Here is a 20,510-nt window from a genome sequence, read left to right on the forward strand (position 1 = left end):
GTGAAACACACGGCCGAAACGGCCGCCCGTCGCAATCTTCTCATTTGATTCCCCCCGTATTTCGGTTCGGTCGATGAAGTGGGCAAGCGGCGGGGGAAGCCGGAGCAACCCCCGCCGCGACGAGCCACCTGGAGTCAGATCACCCGGATCAACTCGGGTTCACCGGTGTTGCCCACCTCTGGTTGAGGCCGCGGTGGCAGGACGAGATCCTCACCGGCGTGCCGTTCGCCGCGTTCGCGGTCCAGACGTCGAGACATTGGCCGGCCAACGCGTTCACGATCGAGCCGTCGTACCGGGCGGACCACACCTGCCCCGTGGTGCCCCGGCACGGAGTGGCCAGACCGACGTCCGCCCCGTTGTTGCGGTGGTCGATGTCGACGCAGTGGCTGCTGGCCCTGATGGTGCCGTCTCCCGTCGCCCAGAAGTGCTGCACCGGGCTCCCGTTGCAGTCCCACAGGTTCGCCTTGAGGGTCGAGCCGTTGATGTCGAGGCACTTCGTCTGGAGACCGACCACGGACCCGTTCCAGGTCGCGTACGACCCCGGCCGGAACACCTGGGACGGCCCGCCCGTGCAGGTGGTGATCAGGAGCTGGTACGCGTCGGCGCTCTGGGTGAGACAGCGGCCCGAGAGCGGGTTGAGCAGCGTGCCGTCCACCTGCGGGGACCAGACCTGGTACTGCGAGCCGTTGCAGGACGCGAGAGTGACCCAGCCGCCTTCGTTGGTGCTCGTGCTGTTGAGGCACTTGCCACCACCGCGAAGCGTGCCGTCGCCGGGCGCCGCCCAGGTCTCGGCGACACCACCGTGGCAGGTGAAGACACCCACCTTGTCCAGCGTCGGATCGTTGCCGTAGACGTCGAGGCACTGGCCCGCCGCGGCGAAGACCATGCCGGCCCTGCCGTTGCGGTTCGCCGGCGTGGTCCACGTCTGCGAGGAGTTCGAGGCCGCGCAGTTGCGCAGCTCCAGCCGCGCTCCCTCAGCACTGGACTGCGGGGTGAGGCAGCGGCCCGAGTGCCGGTGGATCAGCCTGTTGTCCCCTCGCAGAACCCACTGCTGGGGCTCGTCACCCTGGCATTCGGCGAGGACGGCGATGGTGCCCTCGGCCTGGCCGGGCGCTCGCAGGCACTTGCCGCCGGCGAGCACGACTCCGTCGTGCATCGTCCACGACTGGGCGAACTCGGTGTGGCACGTCCACAACTGGACGACCGGCTGCTTCGGGTCACCACCGAACACGTCGAGACACTTGCCGCTCGAGTCGTTCTTCAGATTGCCCGCCAGCACCGGCGTGTCCCGCTTGATCCGGATGTTCCGGAACCGGACGGGCTGGCCCACGTTGTCGTTCTGGATCCCGATGAACGTGTTGTGCGCAACCGCGGTCGCGTCCGAGTAGCCGTACTCGTTGACCCGCTGCCCGTTGAGGAACACGGTCACGGTGTTCCAGCGGACCTTGAGCTCGAACGTGTTCCACTCACCGACGGGCTTGACCGCTGTCGTCGTGTCCGGTGGACGCGCACCGACGATGGCACCGGTCTGCAACTCCGGCGCGGCGCTCGTCGGCGAGATCTGCACCTCGTACCCGTTCGTGCGCGGCGAGCCGGCGGTCGAGCCCGGATCGGTCATCAGCACGTACACGCCGGAGTCGGAGTCGGCCGACGTGGCCTTCCAGTCGAGCTTGAGCGTGTAGTCGTTGGCGTAGGTGTGCGCCGTGTACCAGTTGACGTCCACGCCGTCCGCGGTGACGAGCTCACAACCCGCTGGCGACATCTGCTGGCCGTTCGACACCCACGACCGCAGGTGCGACTCGGTCCGCCCGTCGAACGCGGCGTTGAACCCCGGCTCGTCCTTGGCGGTGACGCAGTTGCCCGCGACCTCGGGGGTGGCGACCTTGGTCCCACCGACGAAGTAACCCGTGACGTCCGCCGTCAGCCGGGTCTGCCCGCGCTCGTTGCGCACGTCGACCTTGCCGCTGGTCCCGAGCGGGATCAGGGCGAGCCCGGACGCGGTCTCCTGCTTGCGCGCGGACACCTGGCCGGAGGCGATCCAGCCGACCTCGCTCGCCACCGCGCTGAGCTCGGTACCGATGTTGTCGTCCCTGCCGGTCATCAGCACCGCCGCCGACGTGGCCGACGCCGGGACGTCCGAGACCCCGCTCACCTGGAACGTGGCCACCTGGCCGTGACCCACGGGAGCCTTCGGCACGCCGTTGCCCGTGGCCGTGTCCGCGACCCGGCTGACGCCGGTCAACGGCACGTATCTCGCGCCACCCGCATCCGGTCCGAACCAGCCGACGACGTCCAGCGCGGCACCGACCACCGACGGGCTGTTGTTGGTCAACCGGATCTTGCCGTCCGCGCCGATGGGCACGATGACCAGGTTCGTCCGCCGGTCACCGGGATAGACCGCGAGCGACGTGTAGCTCAGGGTCTCGGCACTGTGGTGCGCCACCAGGAACGTCTGATCCGAAGCCTCGAACCCCGTGAGGTTCAGGGCCACCGCCCGCGCGCTCTGCGGCACACCGGCGACACCGCGGATCTGCAGATCCACGAAGTTCGTCGTGTTGGTGTCGCCGAGCGGCGTGTTGCGGTCGCTGCCACCACTGACAACCGGATACCCCCGCGTGTCGAGCACCCGCTCGGGCTTGGGCTTGGCGACGTAGGTGTCGGTGCTGTTCTGCGGGCTGAAGTAGCCGAGCAGTTCGACCACCACGTACACGCTTCCGTTGCCGCGGTTGCGCACCTTGAGCGAGCGCGCGTTGTCCAGTGGCGCGAACATCGTCAGCGACTGCCACGTCTGACCGCTGTCCCCACGCGCGTTGAGCGCGGGGACCTTGCCACCCAGCTGTGCGGGGTCACCGGGCGCGACCTCGATGGCGAAGTCACCGATGTCGCTGGCGGTCCCGCGTGCGGACACGGTGATCGCCACGGACTTGGTGTCGCTCGGCAGATCGGAGAACGTGAGCGTCTTGACCTCGTTCGCCGCATACGCCTCGCTGTGAAAGCGGTACTGCTGCTGCAACACCGTGAACCCCGACCCGTTCGGCGCGGTGGGCGGTGTGCTGGGCGATCCGACGCTGAGCGGACCGTTGCCCCAGGTGTTGCTGGACTGCTTCGGGTTCGCCGCGTTCTGCAGCGCGGTCTGAAGCTGTCCCGCGTCAAGCGCCGGAGTCGCTGACTTGAACAACGCGGCCGCGCCGGCGACGTGCGCCGTTGCCGCGGAGGTACCGCTCATGACGAGCATCGACTTGGTCGACACCTGGTCGTAGCCGGTGATGTCGGGCTTCTGCCGGCCGTCGATCGTCGGACCGCGGCTGCTGTAGTCCTGCACTCGCCCCGACCCCGGCTGAGTCGCACCAACCGCGATCACGTGCGGCGAGGTGGCGGGCTCAACGATGCTGCCGGCCTCGGTGTACTGCTGCAGCTGCTGCTTGAGCCCCAAGCCGTTGACGAACAGTTCCATCGGCGTGTTGAGCGGGGCGTTGTGGTTCTTCACGTAGACCCAGTAGGTCCTGGTGGCGCCCGAAGTGTTGCGGAAGGTCACCGACTCGGTCGGTGCCAGACCGTCCGGCGTGTCCTTCTGCGACCGCGTCGACACCGCGACGACGTTCGGGTCGTTCAGCCCGGTCGGGGGATTCTCGGAAGTCGAGATGTAGAGGTCGAGGTCCTGTTTCGTCTTCGGCCACGCATCCCAGCGCAACCCCACCGTCGCTGTAGCACTCGGATCCAACGGGAAACCGTTCTGCCGGGACACACCGAACTCCGCCCAGCCATCGCCGTTGGAGTCGATCGCCTTGCCGGCGTAGTGCTGCCGTGCCTGGTTGCCCGCCGCGACGCTCCACAGGATCCCCGCCTGCCGGCTGCGCTTGACCACCTCGGCGGGGCTGCCGGCATCGCCGGTGCCGTCACCACGGCTACCGGCCGGCGCCAGGAACCCGACCGCCGACGAGATCACCTGCACGCCTTGCTGCCGCAGCCACGTCTCGGCCTGGTCGAAACTGAACGTGTCCTCGATACAGGCCAAGAACAACTGGGCCTCGGGGGCCATGTCGTACACGATCTCGGCGATACCGGTGCCGTGCTGCGGCTTCTCCGCGGCGTCAAGGCAGTTGTCGTTGTTGATCGTGACGTTCGCCGGCAACTCACCCGCCGCCTGCGACGCGGCCACATCACCGAACCCGATGTCGATGATGCCGACCTTGACGCCGGCACCCTTCTTCCCCGCGTCATGCCACAGGTTCGCCTTCGCCGCGACGACGCCCTCCGACGTGATCGCCATCGGCACCGCGCGGTCAGGCAGCCGCACTTCCGTCACACCGGGCTGGCTCGCGACCACATCCAGCTTGTCCTTCGGCACTGCGGCCTTGACCCGGCCACCCGCCTCACCGCTGACCGAGCCTCCTGCTTCGAGCACGGCGGTTTTGAGCTGGTCCGCCCGCGGGCCCTCGACGTAGACGAGGCTGCGGCCCTTCGCATCCTTCGGCACCGTCTGACCAGGTCTGGCATCGTCAGCGGAGTTCACCACGTCCGGTCTGGCACCGGTAGGCGGCGCAGCCGCCCAACCCGGTGTTGCGACGACAGCCGCCCCCAGCGTGAAACACACGGCCGAAACGGCCGCACGTCGCAATCTTCTCATTTCATTCCATTCGCGATCGAAACGGTGAGGCTATCTTTCAAGCACCAACCAGTAGTAATGCCCTTGCGAGAGGTAGTCCATCTCCCCGTCGTCGACCTCAGCCGACACCAGAACATCGGACTTGATATCGATCCGAAAATCCTCGTCATCGTTGTAACCACAGTTGACACAGCCAAGTCCTTGACCGAGCACGACAACATGACGGCGGCCAGGCTCCCCCTCGTCCAACTCGCCCCACCGCAACGTGTCACCGATCCGGTAGTCACCCTGATCCAAGGCGCCGTACTTGAACTGGACACCCCTGTTCTTTCCGGAACCGCAGCTCGGACACCATTCCGGTGGCGATATCCAAAGAATGTTGAAGACCATTTCATTTCTGCTTTCCGCAGCTGTCCCAGTACATAGTGCCAACGTTGTTGGCACTACCCGGTTGCCCGTCGCCCCTGTTCAGATAGACGACTGGATGGCCATCATGGCGCGCATGCTCACAGAGCACGATGTCGCCTGTGAAGAGCAGCAACGACCCATTCTTCTCCTGCCGCACCGAGTCGTAGACGCGAGCGTCCGCCTCTCTGAGCATCTTCTTCCACTTTTGCCTGTCCGAATCCCACAACTTTCGCTGAGTGAGAGCACGAACCTCATCCTCCCGCTCGATGGCACCAGACCGGCCACGGTCCTTCATCATCTTCCCGTACCACTCGAGCCGCTCACGATTGGGCGTGCTCGACCTCCCGTAGATGAACTCGCGGTAAGCCTGGGGTGAGATCACAATGTCGTGCCCCTGCACGGTGCTTTCAATCATGTCCGTGAGGTGGTCAAATCTGCCGTTGTAGTTGTACCAGTAGATCAGGATGTTGGCGTCCAGGCCGATCTGCGGCCTCGGAATCCCATTCGGCGGCGGCGTCGACTTCGGATCATTGGTCGGCTGCGCGTCGGGAGCGTTGTTGCTCTTGTCGTCCTCCGTCGTCTTGGTGGAGTCCGTGGTGTCCTGGTCGCGATCGTCCTTGACCTGGTCAGCCGGCGGCAGCGTCACGACGTCGGGCGACCTCGGAACGAGGTTGACGTCGAACTGCGGACGCGGCAGGTACCGGTGCGCGTCCCGCCACCACTTCGGCGGAGGCGGCGGCTTCGGAGCCACCACCTGCGGGTTGCGCCTGTTACCCACACCTGGCTGGTTGACGCTCGGCCGGTCGCTGCTCGTCTGGTTCGGACGGTCAGGGCACTTGCCGCCTGTGTAGTGCTTGCAGTAGCCCTGCCTGAGAGCCGGTTCCTCGTTGTAGTAGTTCTGCCTGCTGTACGGCCCGGTGTCGCAGAACGAGCCTGGTGGCGCCGCGTGCGGGAGCCTGTTGCCGGGCGGGCAGTAGACGACGCGGTTCCCGCAATCCATCACCGAAGAGCTGGACAGGAAGATGTTCAGCCAGCCCCAGGGAATACCGGGAATCGACTTACCTGGCCCAGGGGTGCAGGGCACGTGCCCGTTGGGGTCGATCTGGTTGAGCGGGTCGTTGTTCGTGTAGGCGTACCGGTTGCCCGCTGACGACGGCGACGGGTCGAGCGTCCAGTCGTCACGGCTGACGAACTGGCCGGCACCAGGCGAGTACCAGCGCGCGCCCATGTTCACCGAGCCGGTCGCCCCATCGGTCCAGTCACCCTGGAAGCCGAGCGGGGACACGTCACCGGACGAGCTGGTGACAGACCCGAACGGGTCGAAGGTGCGCAGACCGTCGACGGCGCCACCGAGGAACCGGCCGATGACGTCGCCGTGCAGGTCCGCGAACAACATGCGGCCCTTGAGGGTGCTGCCCGCGGCCTTGTCCGAGAACGCCGCGCCGTCGGGCAACCTGCTGACCAGCCTGCTGCCGTCGCTGACGGCGTCGTTGGTCTGGCCCTGGTACTTGAACGCCACGCCGTTGCGGTCGGTGACGCGGTCCAGGCTGTCGTAGCGGTAGTTGACCGCACCCGCGGACACCAGGCGGTCGAAGGCGTCGAAGTTCGACGTCGTGGTCTGACCGTTCTGCGTCACGGAGGCACGAGTGCCGCGCGGCGTGTAGGTGTACGTCGCGCCCCCGCCGGACTTCAGCCGGTTGCGTTCGTCGTACTCGAACGTCGTCGCGCCGGCGCCGACGCGGTTGCCCGAGTCGTCCCAGCGGTAGGCCGTGGTGCCTGCCGGACCGGTCCAGGACGTCAACCGGCCCGCGCCGTCGTAGCCGTAGGTGTTGCTGACCGAGCCCGCGGTGTCGGTGACCTTCTTCGAGGTCACCTTGCCGTCGAGGTCGTAGCCGTACTCGGCGCCGACCAGGACGCGCAGGCCGCCTTCCACGGTCTGTTGGACCTGGTCAGACGTCTGGCGCCCGAGCGGGTCGTAGGCGAGCCTGCGGGACGACCACGTGCTCACCGTGCGGTCGGCCACCACGCCGAGCCGGCCGGCGGTGTCGTAGCCGTAGTCGACCGTGCGGCCCGACAACGGGTCGGCGGTGCTGAGCAGCCTGCCCGCGAGGTCGTAGGTGAACGACGCCTCGCCGGTGACGTCCTTGCGGGTGGCGATCGTGCCGTCACCGTTGTAGGTGTAGGTCGCCGAGCCGCCCGCACCGTACGAGGTGAGGAGGTTGTCACGGTCGTCGTAGGTGTAGCCGCTGCTGCCCGCGGGACCGCCGATCGTGATCATCCGGCCGGCGAGGTCGTAGCCGAACGTGCGGTCCGCGGTGGCCGCCTCGCCGCCCGTGCCCCGTTCCAGCTTCACCCGGCCCTGCGCGTCGTACTCGCGGTCGACCGAGACGCCGCCGGGCTTGAGCTCGCGGACGATCTGGCCCGCGGCGTCGTACACCGTGGTCCACGTGCGGTCCGCCGCGTTCGGCGTGGTCGCCGTCGCCGGTTCGACCGTCGACTCGGGCAGGCCGCTCGGGGTGTAGGTGTAGACCGTCGCGTTGCCGCGGCCGTCCACGAACCGGCTGCGGTTGCCGCGCTTGTCGTAGCCGAACGACGTGACGATCGACTTGGTCGCGTCGACCTTCTCGGTCTGCGAGACCGTCCGGCCGAGCGCGTCGTACTCGAAGCTCGACACGCGACCCTGCGGCGAGATGCGCTTCAGCACGTTGCCGGCCGGGTCGTACTCCGCCGTGGCGGCACGCAACTCGGTGCCGTTGACCACGCTCGCCGATCGAACCGCCCGGCCGAGCAGGTCGTAGGTCTGGCTGGAGACCAGTCCCGACGGATCGGTGGCCGTCGTGAGGCGGCCCGCGATGTCGTAGGTGCTCCTCGACACCCGGTTGGTCGGGTCGGTCGCGGTGAGCACCTCTCCCGCGGCGTTGTAGGTGGCGCTCGACGTGGCGTTCATCGAGTTGGTCACCGACAGCGCATTGCCCGCGAGGTCGTGCTTCGTCGTGGTGGTGAAGTAGAGCGGCGAACCGGAGGAGCGGTCGACCTCGGTCGAGGTGATCTGCCGGCCGAGCTCGTCGTAGGTGAACCGCGTCTCGATCCCCATCGGATCGATGCCCGCGAGCAGTTCACCCGCGCGGTTGTAGCGCGCCCTGATCACGGCCGGCGTCTCGCCCACCTGGGGCAGGGTCGTCGCCGTCACGCGGCCGTACGGGTCGTGGTCGTAGCTCGTGACCCGGTTCAGCCCGTCGATCGACTTCTTCAGCCTGCCGCCGTGGTCGTACTCCATCTGCTTGCTGTGCACGACCGGCTGTCCGCCAGGCGGTGTGTACGCGGGCAGGCTGACCTTGGTGGCACGGCCCATCGAGTCGTACTCGGTGACCGACACGGAGTTCGCCGCGTCACGGGTGTGCGTCTGCTCCCCGAACGCGTTGCGCCCCGCGGTGTTCGTGCCGGCGAAGCCCGCCGTTCGCACGCCACCGACCCACGCCTCCACGGAGGGCGAGGTCACGCTGACCTGGTTGCCCTTCGCGTCGTAGGTGAACGTCGTCGTGTTGAGGCGGCGGTCGGTCACGGACTTCAGCAGCCCGCGCTCATCGCGGTCGTACCTGGTGGTGAAGGCGGTGTTCGCGTTGAGGTACGCGTGTTCCGCCGTCACCTGGTTGCTTGAGTCGAACTCGTACGCCGTCGTCTCGACGCGGGTGTCGTCGGCGGCACCACGTCGTTCGGTCCGGACGACGTTGCCGTCAGCGTCGCGCGTGTAGGTCACCGCACGCCGCAGTCCGTCCGGGTCGAACGTCGACGTGACCGGCAGGCCGGCCGCGTCGAACGTCTGGGTGGTCTTGCGTCCGCCGGCCGTGACGAGCACCGCGACGTTGCCCACCGGGTCGTAGGTGCGGTCCTCCAGCACCACGTCCCGCACCGTGCCGTCGGGCTCGTGGTAGCCGATGCGCGTGGTGGTGGCGAGGAGGCCGTCGGCGTAGTACGCGAAGGTCGTCTTGCGGCCCATCGCGTCGTCCGACGACCGCACCTTGCCCGCGGGGTCGTAGACGTGGGACTCGACGACCAGGCCCGCCGCGGCGGGGTCCTCCGGGTCGGCACCGGGAGCGGTCGCCGTGCGCGACAACAACAGTCCGCGTTCCTCGAACTGTGAGGTCCACACGACCTTGTTGACGTCGGTCACGGTCTCGGTGAGGCCGTTGTCCGAGTAGGCGCGCGTTTCCGTTCCACCGTCGGGGAACTCCGTGCGCACCAACCGGTCCTGCGCGTCGTACGCCGTCTTCGTGGTGCGTGAAGGCGTACCTCCGTCCGCGACCGGCAGCACGTCGGAGACCGTGGTCTCCAGGACGTTGTCGTTGCTGTCGTAGCGGTACGTCGTCACCTGCTGGTGCGTCTTGCCGGTGATCGGGTTCAGCACGGCGGGCGCGGTCACCTTCGCGACCTTCGACCGCGGCGTGTACTCGTAGGCCGTGGTGCCGAAGACTCCGCCTCCCACGTTGCCGCTGGTGACGGACTTCTGCCTGCCGAGCGCGTCGTAGGTGAAACTGACCTTCAGACCGGACGGGCTGTTGATCGCGGCCTGGTCACCGTTCGCGAAGTACGAGATCGACGTCAGCTGGCCGCGCTTGCCGGTCGACGTGATCGGCAGGCCGGCGGGCACCTTGCCACCGCCGACCCCGTCCTCGTCGCCGGTGGAGTAGGTGATCGACGTGCTCGGCCGGACGGTCACCCCCGCGGGAGCGGGAGTGGAGACACCGGTCGGCCTGCCCGCCGCGTCGTAGGTGTAGGTGGTGCGGAACCGGGTGTCCGCCGCATCGGTCGAGCGAGCGTCCGAAGTGGACTCGAGCTTGTCCCGGCGTGGATCGAGCGCGTCCGCCGACTCGATGTAGGTGAAGTAGCTGGTGTTGCAGGAATCGGCTGCACGGCACGTCTTGCTGCTCAGCACGTTGCCGCGGGCATCCGTGGTCTGCTCGGTGCGCAGGCCGCTCGGGTCGATCGTGGCGGACAGGAATCCGGCGGTGTTGTACTCGTTGTGGGACGTGGCGCCGTCGTGCGTGACCGACTTGAGCCGGCCGCCGTTGTCCAGGTCGAACGAGTACGTCCAGTCGCCGAAGTTGCTGGGCCCGCGCAGCACGGCGGTGCGGGTCGCTCCCTCGATCCGCGGTGTGTCGAGCGACCACGACCGGCCGGTGTGGTCGACGAGGGTCGACACCCTGTCGTTGATGTCGTCGTAGGTGAGCTTGGCGAACTGCCTGTTGTCCTGCGGCAGTTTGATCGAGGTCAGCTGGTCGAGCTTGCCCTTGGCCGCGTGGTGCTCCGCCACGGCGAGCGAGCCGAGCGGGTGGAGGTAGACCGCGGCCTCGTCGATCGAGCCGGCGAAGTGGAAGTTCCCGCCGTTGGTCGCCGGCCAGTCCTTGCCGGAGCCGGCGCCGAGGGTGAGCTTCGTCTGCTGCTTGTGGTCGATGAGGCCTGCGAGCGGCTCGCCGACCTTCTTCCCATCCAGGTACAGCGTCTGGGTGTCGACCGCGGCTGACAGCACGACGTGGTGCCACTGGTCGTCGTTGACGGCCTGCGGGCTGACCACCTGGCGCGGACCAGCTGCGTCACGGCGGGAGAAACCGCCGTACAACAGGCCGTCGGTGCCGACGTACAGCACCGGCGTCGACTTGTCCGCCGCCTCCGGGAACGCCTTGTCGGCATAGCTCAGCAAGACGCCCTGCGAGGTCGTCTTGAACCACATCTCGACCGCGAGCGACATCGACTCGGAGGTGAGCTTCTCCGGCAGCGTCACGTAGCTCGAGTTGCCGTCGAACCTCGCCGCCAGATCCGAGGTGCCCTCCAGCGCGCCCGCCGTGCCCAGCGAGACGTTGTGCTGCCGGGCGACGTGCTCGCCGTTGCTGCGGGCGGTGACGCTGGCGAACGTGTCACCGGAGGACTCACCGAGCCGCCAGTAGGTCTTCGGACGATCGTCGAGGACCGTGCTGCGGTAGTGCGAACCGTCCGTGTAGTCCTGTGTGGTGCAGTTCGGTGCCGCACCGGGAACGCAGACCGTCGTCAGCCGGTCACCGACGTAGGCGTAGGTCCAGACCAGCGCCGGGCTGCCCGTCTCCGGCACCTCGGTCGTCACCGACGACACGTGGTTTCCTTGCCACGTGACGGTCAGCGTCCGCTTGCTGGTGTCGTTCGTGATCGTCTTGACGCGGTCGTTGTCGTCGTAGGCGAGCGTCTCCGTGAGCCCCGCGGGGTTCACGATCTTGACGAGGCGCCCCAGCCCGTCGAACAGCCATCGGGCGCCGGTGGTGTCCCGCAACGTGTACAGGCCGGTGGACCTGGTGTAGACGAGGTCCGCGGTGCTGCCGCTGGGTGAGCCGAAGGTGCCGTCCGGGTTGTGGCCGTACCGCACCTGACGGCCTGTCGGGTGGGTGATCACCACGTTGTCGGAGTGGTCGTCGTCGCGCTTGAGCCGCATGTCGAGCCGGGACGACCAGCCGGTGCCGAACGCGGTGTCCTTGCGCGGGTCGAGACTGTTGTAGGTGCGGCTGATCGTGAGGTCCGGCCCGACGGTCGCGATCGAGGTGTCCGTGACGACCGTGGAGTAGTTGCCGATGTTCGCGTCGAGACCCGGCCCCTGCACCGAGTTCGGGCTTCCCGCGAGGTGCGAGGTGATCGCGGGCTGCGGCACCCGTGTGGTGAGAACGAGCGGTCCAGCCCAGAACGGCGTCTCGTCGACCGTGTCGAAAGTCTTGACGCCCCAGTAGTACGTCTTGTTCCAGCGGGTGAGCTGCGGTGAGAACGACTGCCCGCCCCACTCGGGGGTCTCCTGGCACTCCTGAGTGAGGGCGGCGTCCGTGCAGATCTTGAACTTGTGGGTGAGACCGCGGCCGGGCCACCTGTCCACGTCGACGCCCTCGGCGTACAGCGTCGGCCGCAGCGACTCGACCGTCGCGCCGGTGCCGGGCTGCTGGTAGTCCGTGCTGGGCGCGCGGTTGAAGACCGTCAGCGGCATCCGCCCGTGCGGCACACCGTGCACGTCGCGGAAGTCCGCGCCGTCCGGGTTGAACATGGTCAGGAAGAGGTCGTAGTCGCCGGGGGCGAGCGCCGGGACCGGCAAATCCACGAACTGGTGCGTCGCCATCGGGGCGACATCGGCGCGATAACCGTTGCGGCGCGCGACTTCGCGGTCACCCTGCTTGATGATGAATCCGAAGTGGACACCGCCACCCGACGACCACGTCGACGAGCCCATGTTGGTGACCTTGGCGCTGAGCTTCCCTTCCTTGACGTTGGACGGCAACGTGACGCCAGTGGCCTCGTAGGAAGCGCCCTCCGGCGAGTACCGGACCTCCAGGTACGGCTTGTTCACGGTGCTGGCCGACGCGAAACGGCGTCCCTCCGGCAGCGTTTCGTCGGACATGCGCAACGAAAGACCGTGTGCCAGCGCGGAACCGTGCGTCCACCGCGTCATCAGGTCGGGGTCGAGCGCGAAGTACACCCACGCCGGGTTGGCACACGGGGTGCCGGCCGCACCACCGTGCGCGAACGTGGCCGAGGACAACGACTGTCCTACTGCGGCACCTGGCCATCTCATCGAAGACGACCACGGCTGGGTGACCTCGAACACCGACACCGGCCGCGCGGTGCAGTTCGTCGAGAAGACGTTGTCGACGGCCAGCGAGGCACTGACGACGTACTGGTTGCGCAACGCGTTCTGCGCGTTGTTGAAGTGCAGGTAGGTGCGGGAGACCGGGTTGCCCTGGACGCGGCCCACCTCGAGTCCGCCGTTGGCGCCACCGAAGCCGTTGGACCGGACGAACATGGCGTCGGCATCGGTGTCGAACCGCGCGGTGGTCGGGTCGAGGGTCACCGGGAACTTGCGGGCGGGGTCGCGCAGCCAGGCCTGGTCGGCGTCCACGCGCAGCGTCCAGGTGTCGTCGACGATCTTGTCCAAGGCGTACTTCACCCCGGTCGATCGCACGCCCGCCGCGTCGTCCATGACGCCCGCGGGGATGGTCGCGACGACCTTGTCACCGTCCACGAGCTCGATGCCGCCGAGGACGTCGATGCGCGGGGTGAGTCGCTTGAGCTTGAGCGTGAAGGAGTAGGACGACTGCGCCGCCGCGGAGGCGAGCAGCAGGTCCTCCTTCACGCCGTCGCGAGTGGCGGTGAGCCGGAGGTCGGTACCGGGCCGCACACCGCGGTAGGTGACCTGGTCGCCTTGCGGCTCTCCCGGCACGTTGGCCACATCGCGCATGCCGTAGCTGATGCTGTGGTCGCCGTCGACGTCGATCTGGACAAGAGCGCTGTCGGCGCTGGCGGTGGCGAAGCTCAGACCGGTCGGAGCGACCTTCGGCTTCAGCCTGCTGCCGTCGCGTGCCAGGGTCAGGTCCACGGGGAGCCACGAACCGTCCGGCTGCCTCACGTTGGCAGATCCGGTGTGGAGCCGCAGGGTGCGGCTGCCGTCCGGGTTGTCGAACGTCTGAGTGGTCTCGGTGCGGTCCTGCGTGCGTTCTACGGCGTCTTTGTCGATCGAAGGGAGAGCGGGCTTCTCGACCTTCGGCGTGACCTTCCGGTCCTCCTCCGGGGGAACCTTCACCTCGGGGAGCGCTCCGGCCTGGTCGGGGACCGCGTTCTTCGGCCTCGGCTGGTCGCGCTTGGGGAGATCACGGTTGATCCGGGTGGACTCGGCGGAGGCCTCGTGGCCGGAACCGTCCGCGGTGCCGCTGCGTTGTTCCGGTGCGGAGGTCGACGCCCCCAGCGGCAGAGCACCAGACCAGCCGTAGGGCGACTCGGCGCCGGACAGGATCGGCAGCGTCATCAGCAAGACGAGCAACAGGCACAACTGTCTGCGCGTGCGTCTGTGCGCAGCGCTGATCCACGCGTGTCTCAACGCGTCCCCCCAGGTTTTCGGTTATCGCCTTCGCAGGGCTGAAGTGCGCGCGAAGGGTACCTGCCACCCGCTCACACTCTGGTCACACGAACCGAGACGCGTGAAAGCAGCCGCGCCCGGTACCTCGAGTGGTTCGAGGTACCGGGCGCGGCTGTGTGAAGTTCTGGGGCTGCGGCCTACTCGCCGTCGCCGCCGGAAGGCAGGTTGTCGTAGATCTTCTTGCACTCCGGGCACACCGGCGAGCCGGGCTTCGGCGACCGCGTCACCGGGAAGACCTCGCCGCACAGCGCGACCACGTGGGTGCCCATCACGGCGCTCTCGGCGATCTTCGCCTTGCGCACGTAGTGGAACATCTTCGGGGCGTCGTCCCCGGTGTGGTCGGTGCCTTCCGGCCGTACGTCGACCTCGGGGAGAGTCTGAGTGCTCACCCGCCCAGGGTACCTGGGATGATGTCCCCTCGTGACCACGCTGCACATCGCCGAGGAAGTAGCCGCCGCACTGGCCGAGAACCGGCCCGTCGTCGCTCTTGAAAGCACCATCCTGTCCCACGGGCTGCCCGCACCGCGCAACCTGGCCGTCGCCGCACGCCTGGAGAAGGTCGTCCGCGAGGCAGGCGCCGTCCCCGCCACGATCGCCGTTCTCGACGGTGTGCCGCACATCGGCCTCTCCGCCGCCCAGCTCGACCGCGTCTGCAACTCGGGTGACCTGGTCAAGCTGTCGTTGCGCGACCTCGGCGCCGCCTACGCGCTGGGCCGCAGCGGCGCGACGACCGTGGCCTCGACCACCGCGCTCGCGCACCAGGCGGGCATCCGCGTCTTCGCGACCGGCGGCCTCGGCGGCGTGCACCGCGGCGCCCGCGAGACGTGGGACGTGTCGGCCGACCTCGACGTGGTCGCGACGACGCCGGTGCTGATCGTCTGCTCGGGCGTGAAGTCGATCCTCGACATGGGCGCGACCCTGGAGGTGCTGGAGACCCGTTCGGTGCCGGTCGTCGGCTACCGGACCTCCCGCTTCCCCGCGTTCTACCGCCGCGAGTCGGAGTTCGAGGTGCCGTGGCGCGTCGAGAACCCCGCCGAGGCCGCCGCCGTGTTCGCCGCGGGCGAGCGCGGCATGCTGCTCGCGAACCCGATCCCCGACGCGTTCGAGATGGACGCCGCCCTGCACGACCGCCTGCTGGCCGAGGGCCTGCAGGAGCTCATCGACCAGGACGTCCGCGGCAAGGACGTCTCGCCGGTGCTGCTGGAGCACTTCCACACCGCCAGCAAGGGCGTGAGCCTCGACGCCAACGAGGAGCTCGTGGTCAACAACGCCTCGGTCGCCGCCGCCGTCGCCGTCGAGCTGTCCCGGTGAGTTTGCCAATGGGTGCCCCAGCGAGTGGCACAGTGAGGCCGGTCGTGGTCGTGGGCGACGCCGGCCTGGACGTCGTCGCCCGCCACGACGGCCCTATCGCCCACGGCGGCGACGTGCGAGCGAAGGTCACCATCGAACCGGGCGGCGCCGGCGCCAACACGGCCGTGTGGCTCGCCGCGTGCGGCGCGTCACCGGTCCTGGTGGCACGAGTGGGCGCCGACTCGGCCGGACGCCAGGTGCACGCCGAACTGACCTCCGCGGGCGTCCAGTGCGCCTTCGCTGTGGACCCGGACCTGGCGACCTGCTGCGTCGTCGTCCTGGTCGACGAGAACGGCCAGCGCTCGATGCTCCCCGACCGCGGCGCGAACGCCCGCTTCTCCCCGGCCGACCTCGACCCGGGCCTGCTCGCGGGCACCGGCGGCCACCTGCACCTGTCCGGCTACGTGCTGCTCGACGCCACGTCCCGCCCCGCGGGCCTGGCCGTCCTGGAGGCAGCACACGCCGCGGGCTGGACGACGTCGGTGGACCCGCAGGCAGCCGTCCTGATCCACTCGGCCGAGGCGTTCCTCGAGGACGTGCGCGGCGTCGACTTCCTGCTCCCCAACGCCGACGAGCTCCTCGCCCTCACCGGCTCCTCGGAACCGGCGTCGGCGAAGTCCCTGCTCAGCCACGTCGGGGCGGTCGTCGTGACGTCGGGCCCGGACGGTGCGTCGTGGGTGGACGCGGACGAGATCGTCTCGATCCCCGCTGAAACCACTGAGTGCGTCGACTCGACGGGCGCCGGCGATGCCTTCGACGCCGGTTTCCTCGCCGCGTGGCTGGCAGGGGCGTCCAAGCGTGATGCGCTGCTGGGCGGGGTTCGGGCGGGGTCGCGCGCGGTCAGCGTCGTGGGCGCACAGCCGCCGCGCTGAGGCCGGGCCGATATATCAGTTTGGTCGTCGCCGTCGTGGACGGCGACGCCTCAATGCCGACCTGCACGTTGCCTGGTCGCAGCTGCATCCGGTGCTCAGCGGCGTTCGCGACAGCAGTGGTCGCTCTCCACACCCCAAAGGGCTGGCCGATATATCAGTTCCGCCAGCTCGACCGGCGACAACGACGCCCCTGCCCTGCGGTATCCGCGCCGCCCTTGTGCGGAAACGCGCCGCCCCATCGCAATGCGGAGCTTCGGCCGATATATCAGTTCACCGCCAACAAGCCACCCGGATGCAAAAAACGTTTGCGGACGAAGTCAAAAGACTCGTTGCAATGGCTGCCCAGCGCTGCTGCCCTAGCAATGACTCTTTTGACTTCGTCCACAAAAGACTCGTTGCAAAGGCCTAGGCGGTCAGCATCGGCCGGACTGACGGGGTTCGGCTGACAGGTTCGGACTGGGGTTCGGCGCGCTCAGCCGTCGATGACGGTGGTGCTCTTGGGTGCGATGGCGCGGCGCTCCACCTCGTAGCGGTTGGCCTTCTCGGCCTTGCGCGGCGGCCTGTCGTTGGCGATCAGCACGGCCATCCACGGCAGCGGGACGGACAGCACGATGAAGAACAGGGCCAGCCACCAGGTCTGGGCGAACAGGGCCGCCAGGATGAGGCACGGGAAGCGCAGGCTCATCATGATCGCGTACTTCTTGCGCCGGGCGGCGTGCTGCTCCTCGTACGACGGAGCTGCCTCGGTGATCAGCACCGGGGTGTCGTTCCGGTCGGGACTGCTCACGACACCACCTCGTTAACTCCATCGGCTACGTGTCTCATCGTCCCACGTTCGAGTGGCGCTCGGGACACCCGGTCGGCGGTTAACATCCGCGAGTGGTCGCCCTTGATCGCCTCGTGGACGTGCTCGGCAGCCTGGGTACGCATCTGGCGTGCGCTCCTAGGGGCCGCGATGCCGAACTACGTGGGGTTGCCCTGCATGATCCGGCGGAAAACATGCCGGCCGCCGCGGGCGACGTCCTGCTCGGGCTGGGTACGCCGTCGGTTGCCGCGGCGGCGCGGCTGGTGTCGTCCACGGCGGCGTCCGCCGTAGTGCTGCACGGGAAGCCGCCGCTCGACGAGCGGGTGATCGCCGCGGCGAAGAAGTCCGGGGCGGCCGTGTTGCTCGTGGATCCTTCTGTGCCGTGGAGTCAGCTCGCCAACGTCACGCAGACGCTGGTCAACGGCGGTACGCGCACGGGTGACCTGTTCGGACTGGCCGACGTCATCGCGGGGGTCGTGGGCGGGCCGGTGACGATCGAGGACCAGCAGTCCCGCGTGCTCGCCTACTCCTACCGGCAGGAGGACGTGGACCCGGTGCGCGTCCAGACGATCCTCGGGCGGCGCGTTCCCGAAGAGGCCCGCCGGGCGCTCGACGAGTTCGGGGTGTTCACTCACCTCGCGTCGTCGGACGAACCGATCTTCGTGCCGAAGTTGACGCCACAGCTGGGCAACCGGCTGGTCGCCGCGGTCCGGGCGGGACGTGAGCTGCTCGGGTCCGTCTGGGTCGAGGTGACCGGGCCCGTGGACGCGGCTCGCAGTGCTGCGTTGGTGGACGGGGCGCGAACGGCGGCGTTGCACCTGCTCAGGTCCCGTGCGTCTACGGATCTGGAACGTCAGGCCGAGGCGGATCTGGTGATCCGGCTGCTCGAACAGCCGGAGTCGGCCGACGTCGCGCGCCTCGGTCTGCCGTCCGCGGACCTGCGCGTGATCGCGGTGCAGGCCCACGCGGGCGAAGGTGAGCACGGGGCGGCGGTGCTCGCGTTCCAGCGGGCCACCGCGGGCTTCGGTTGGTCGCGGCCGGGACGCAGCGCGCTGTTCGGCAACGTCCTCTACACGGTCATCCCCGCCGCCGACGACGCCGTCGAGTGGGTGCGGTCGCTGGTTCGCGAGCTGCCTGCGGAGGCCACCGTGCTGGCCGGCATCGGCGGGCCGGCCGAGGCGACGCAGCTGCCCACGTCAAGACAGGAAGCCGACGAATGCCTCGCGCTTTCCACCGGTTCGCCCGTCGTGTACGACGACGCGTGGGCGCAGGTCCTGCTGCACCGGCTCGCCGCCGTCGCCGAGGCAGGACGTCTGCCGACGCGCGGGCCCATATCCAATATATTGCGGTACGACGCCGAGTACGGCACGCAGTACGCGGTGACGCTCAAGGCGTGGCTCGCGGCGCAGGGCGATGTGCGGGCGGCGGCGCGGGAACTCAACGTGCACCCGAACACGCTGCGGTACCGGATGCAGAAGATGGCCGAGGTGACGCCGCTCCCCCTCGACGATCCCGACCAACGGCTCGCCATGGCCATCGCCCTGTCGATCACGCGCCACTGACGAGGCCGTGAAAGCATGTCGACCCGTGCACCCCGATCTTTCCGCTGATCTCTGCGCCCGCCTGCGCGAAGCCTTCCTGAACGCCGGCTACACCGCGGACGGCGTCGTCGACGCCCTCGGCCCGCAGGCCCACTCCGCACTCGGCCGGGGCGAGCCGGAGCCCGCCCGCCGCGCCAGCAGGGACGCCGGGTCGCTCGGCACGCTGATCCGACTGTTCCTGCTCGGCGACCAGGAGCCGGAGCAGGACGTCCGCAAGGCGCTCGCCGGTGTCGACATCGACGACGCCGTCACCAACGAGATCCTGACTGCCGACAAGAACGCAGGAGACTTCAAAGCCGGTCTCGACGTGCGGCCGTACGAGGACAACTGGTGGGTCATCGCCGACCTCGACTCCGACCTGCGTGGCGGAGCGGTCCCCGAGGACCACGTCCTCGGCGTCGGCCACGCGTCCATCAGCCTCGCCCGCGCCACCAAGCGCACGCCTGTCGGCACGTTGCTCGACCTCGGCACCGGCTGCGGCGTCCAGGCCCTGCACGCCAGCACGCACGCCGAACGCATCACCGCGACCGACCTGTCCGAGCGCGCACTGAGGCTCGCTCAGGGCACGTTCCGCATCAACGGCCTCGACGTCGAGACGCTGCAGGGCGAGTGGTTCGGCCCGGTCCGCAACCGGCGGTTCGACCAGGTTGTGTGCAATCCACCGTTCGTCGTCGGCCCTCCGCGCGTCGACTACGTGTACCGCGACTCCGGCCTCGGCGGCGACGACGCGTCGGCGCTGGTCATCCGGCAGCTGCCCGCGTTCCTCAACGAGGGCGGCGTCGGCCAGCTGCTGGCGTCGTGGGTGCACCGCAGGGGCGAGGACTGGGAGGAGAGGGTCTCGAGCTGGCTGCCGCGCGGCGGGATCGACGCGTGGTTCGTGCAGCGCGACATCGCCGAGCCCGCCCTGTACGTCGGCACGTGGCTCAAGGACGCGGGCGTCGACCCGCGCAGTCCGGAGGGGCAGCGGAAGGCCGCGGCGTGGCTGGACTGGTTCGAGCAGAACCAGGTCGACGGCGTCGGCTTCGGCTACGTGACGCTGCGGCGCACCGACGAGATGCACTCCCAGGTCGTGTGCGAGGACCTGCGCCACGCCTACGACGACCCGCTGGGCCCGGAGGCGGCGCGGTGGCTCGACAACGTCGCGTGGCTGCGCGCGAACCCCGACCTGCTGAGCCAGAGGTTCCGGGTCGCCGACACCGTCCTGCTCGAGGAGGTGTCCGAGCCGAGCGAGGAGGGCTGGCGCAAGGTCGTCGCCCGCCTGCACCGCACCGACGGGCCGGGCTGGCAGCACGAGGTCGACGAGGCGACCGCCAAGCTCGTCGCCGGCTGCACGGGTGCGCTGTCGTTGGAGGACCTGCTCGCGCTGCTCGAGTTCGCTTACGGAGAAATCGATGCAGAAGCCGCCTTGCCGATCGTTCGTGATCTCATTCGGCACGGAATGCTGATTCCGGCGTGAAAGCGGTTGTGGCGCGCGTCACAGAGGCGAGTGTGGAAGTCGAAGGGGAGATCGTCGGCGCCATCGACGAGCCCGGATTGCTGGTGCTGCTCGGCGTCCACCACGACGACTCGGCCGAGCACGCCCGCAAAATGGCGCAGAAGCTGCACGGCCTGCGCATCCTCGACGACGAGCAGTCATGTGAGTCGACCGGCGCTCCGCTGCTGGTCGTCAGCCAGTTCACCCTCTACGGAGACACGCGCAAGGGCCGCCGTCCGTCCTGGACGGCGGCCGCAAGGCCCGAGCACGCGGAACCGTTGGTGAACGCCGTCGTGCAGGAACTGCGCCAAAAGGGCGCCCGCGTCGAAACAGGACGATTCAGGGCCGAGATGAAGGTACGGAGCGTGAACGACGGTCCGTTCACCGTGCTCGTCGAGGTCTGACTAAACGGTTCTCAGCCAATCCTCAGATTAGTCGCGCAACCGCTGTGACAGCGGTGACGTCTTCAGGTCAGGAAGT

General features: G+C 68.5%; 10 protein-coding genes. 5 read left to right on the forward strand and 5 right to left on the reverse strand.

What is annotated here, in order from left to right:
* Positions 1-148: 148 nt before the first annotated feature.
* From ACFOWZ_RS21775 to ACFOWZ_RS21790, 4 genes are all read right to left on the reverse strand, one after another.
* Positions 149-4,477 carry a ricin-type beta-trefoil lectin domain protein gene (locus tag ACFOWZ_RS21775; RefSeq protein ID WP_382375258.1) on the reverse strand — a complete coding sequence of 1,443 codons (4,329 nt, stop codon included), beginning with the start codon at positions 4,475-4,477 and terminating at the stop codon, positions 149-151.
* 180 nt (positions 4,478-4,657) lie between these two features.
* Positions 4,658-4,996 carry a hypothetical protein gene (locus tag ACFOWZ_RS21780; RefSeq protein WP_382375260.1) on the reverse strand — a complete coding sequence of 113 codons (339 nt, stop codon included), beginning with the start codon at positions 4,994-4,996 and terminating at the stop codon, positions 4,658-4,660.
* Between the two features lies 1 nt (position 4,997).
* On the reverse strand, positions 4,998-13,832 hold the full coding sequence (locus ACFOWZ_RS21785; protein WP_382375262.1) for an RHS repeat-associated core domain-containing protein: 8,835 nt from the start codon (positions 13,830-13,832) through the stop codon (positions 4,998-5,000).
* A gap of 233 nt (positions 13,833-14,065) precedes the next feature.
* Positions 14,066-14,317 carry a DUF3039 domain-containing protein gene (locus ACFOWZ_RS21790; RefSeq protein WP_030464848.1) on the reverse strand — a complete coding sequence of 84 codons (252 nt, stop codon included), beginning with the start codon at positions 14,315-14,317 and terminating at the stop codon, positions 14,066-14,068.
* 31 nt (positions 14,318-14,348) lie between these two features.
* On the opposite strand from ACFOWZ_RS21790, the gene ACFOWZ_RS21795 reads away from it, so the two are divergent.
* A complete protein-coding gene (locus ACFOWZ_RS21795; RefSeq protein ID WP_382375264.1) occupies positions 14,349-15,239 on the forward strand; it encodes a pseudouridine-5'-phosphate glycosidase in 891 nt (296 codons plus the stop codon).
* 8 nt (positions 15,240-15,247) lie between these two features.
* Positions 15,248-16,150: a carbohydrate kinase family protein gene (locus tag ACFOWZ_RS21800; RefSeq protein WP_382375266.1), complete on the forward strand. Its 903-nt coding sequence runs from the start codon at positions 15,248-15,250 to the stop codon at positions 16,148-16,150.
* A 472-nt stretch (positions 16,151-16,622) separates the two neighbouring features.
* Here ACFOWZ_RS21800 and ACFOWZ_RS21805 read toward each other — a convergent pair whose 3' ends face one another.
* A complete protein-coding gene (locus tag ACFOWZ_RS21805) occupies positions 16,623-16,937 on the reverse strand; it encodes a DUF3099 domain-containing protein (RefSeq protein ID WP_382375268.1) in 315 nt (104 codons plus the stop codon).
* Between the two features lie 92 nt (positions 16,938-17,029).
* On the opposite strand from ACFOWZ_RS21805, the gene ACFOWZ_RS21810 reads away from it, so the two are divergent.
* Genes ACFOWZ_RS21810 through dtd form a run of 3 tightly spaced genes read left to right on the forward strand, consistent with a single transcriptional unit; the run spans position 17,030 to position 20,434 of the window.
* Positions 17,030-18,517 carry a PucR family transcriptional regulator gene (locus ACFOWZ_RS21810; RefSeq protein ID WP_382375270.1) on the forward strand — a complete coding sequence of 496 codons (1,488 nt, stop codon included), beginning with the start codon at positions 17,030-17,032 and terminating at the stop codon, positions 18,515-18,517.
* 25 nt (positions 18,518-18,542) lie between these two features.
* Positions 18,543-20,012 carry a DUF7782 domain-containing protein gene (locus tag ACFOWZ_RS21815; RefSeq protein WP_382375272.1) on the forward strand — a complete coding sequence of 490 codons (1,470 nt, stop codon included), beginning with the start codon at positions 18,543-18,545 and terminating at the stop codon, positions 20,010-20,012.
* Positions 20,009-20,434: a D-aminoacyl-tRNA deacylase gene (gene dtd / locus ACFOWZ_RS21820; protein ID WP_382375274.1), complete on the forward strand. Its 426-nt coding sequence runs from the start codon at positions 20,009-20,011 to the stop codon at positions 20,432-20,434. The genes ACFOWZ_RS21815 and dtd overlap by 4 nt, the downstream gene beginning before the upstream one ends.
* Positions 20,435-20,510: the final 76 nt, after the last annotated feature.

This window comes from Lentzea rhizosphaerae (genome assembly GCF_042649515.1).
Lineage (GTDB): Bacteria > Actinomycetota > Actinomycetes > Mycobacteriales > Pseudonocardiaceae > Lentzea > Lentzea aerocolonigenes.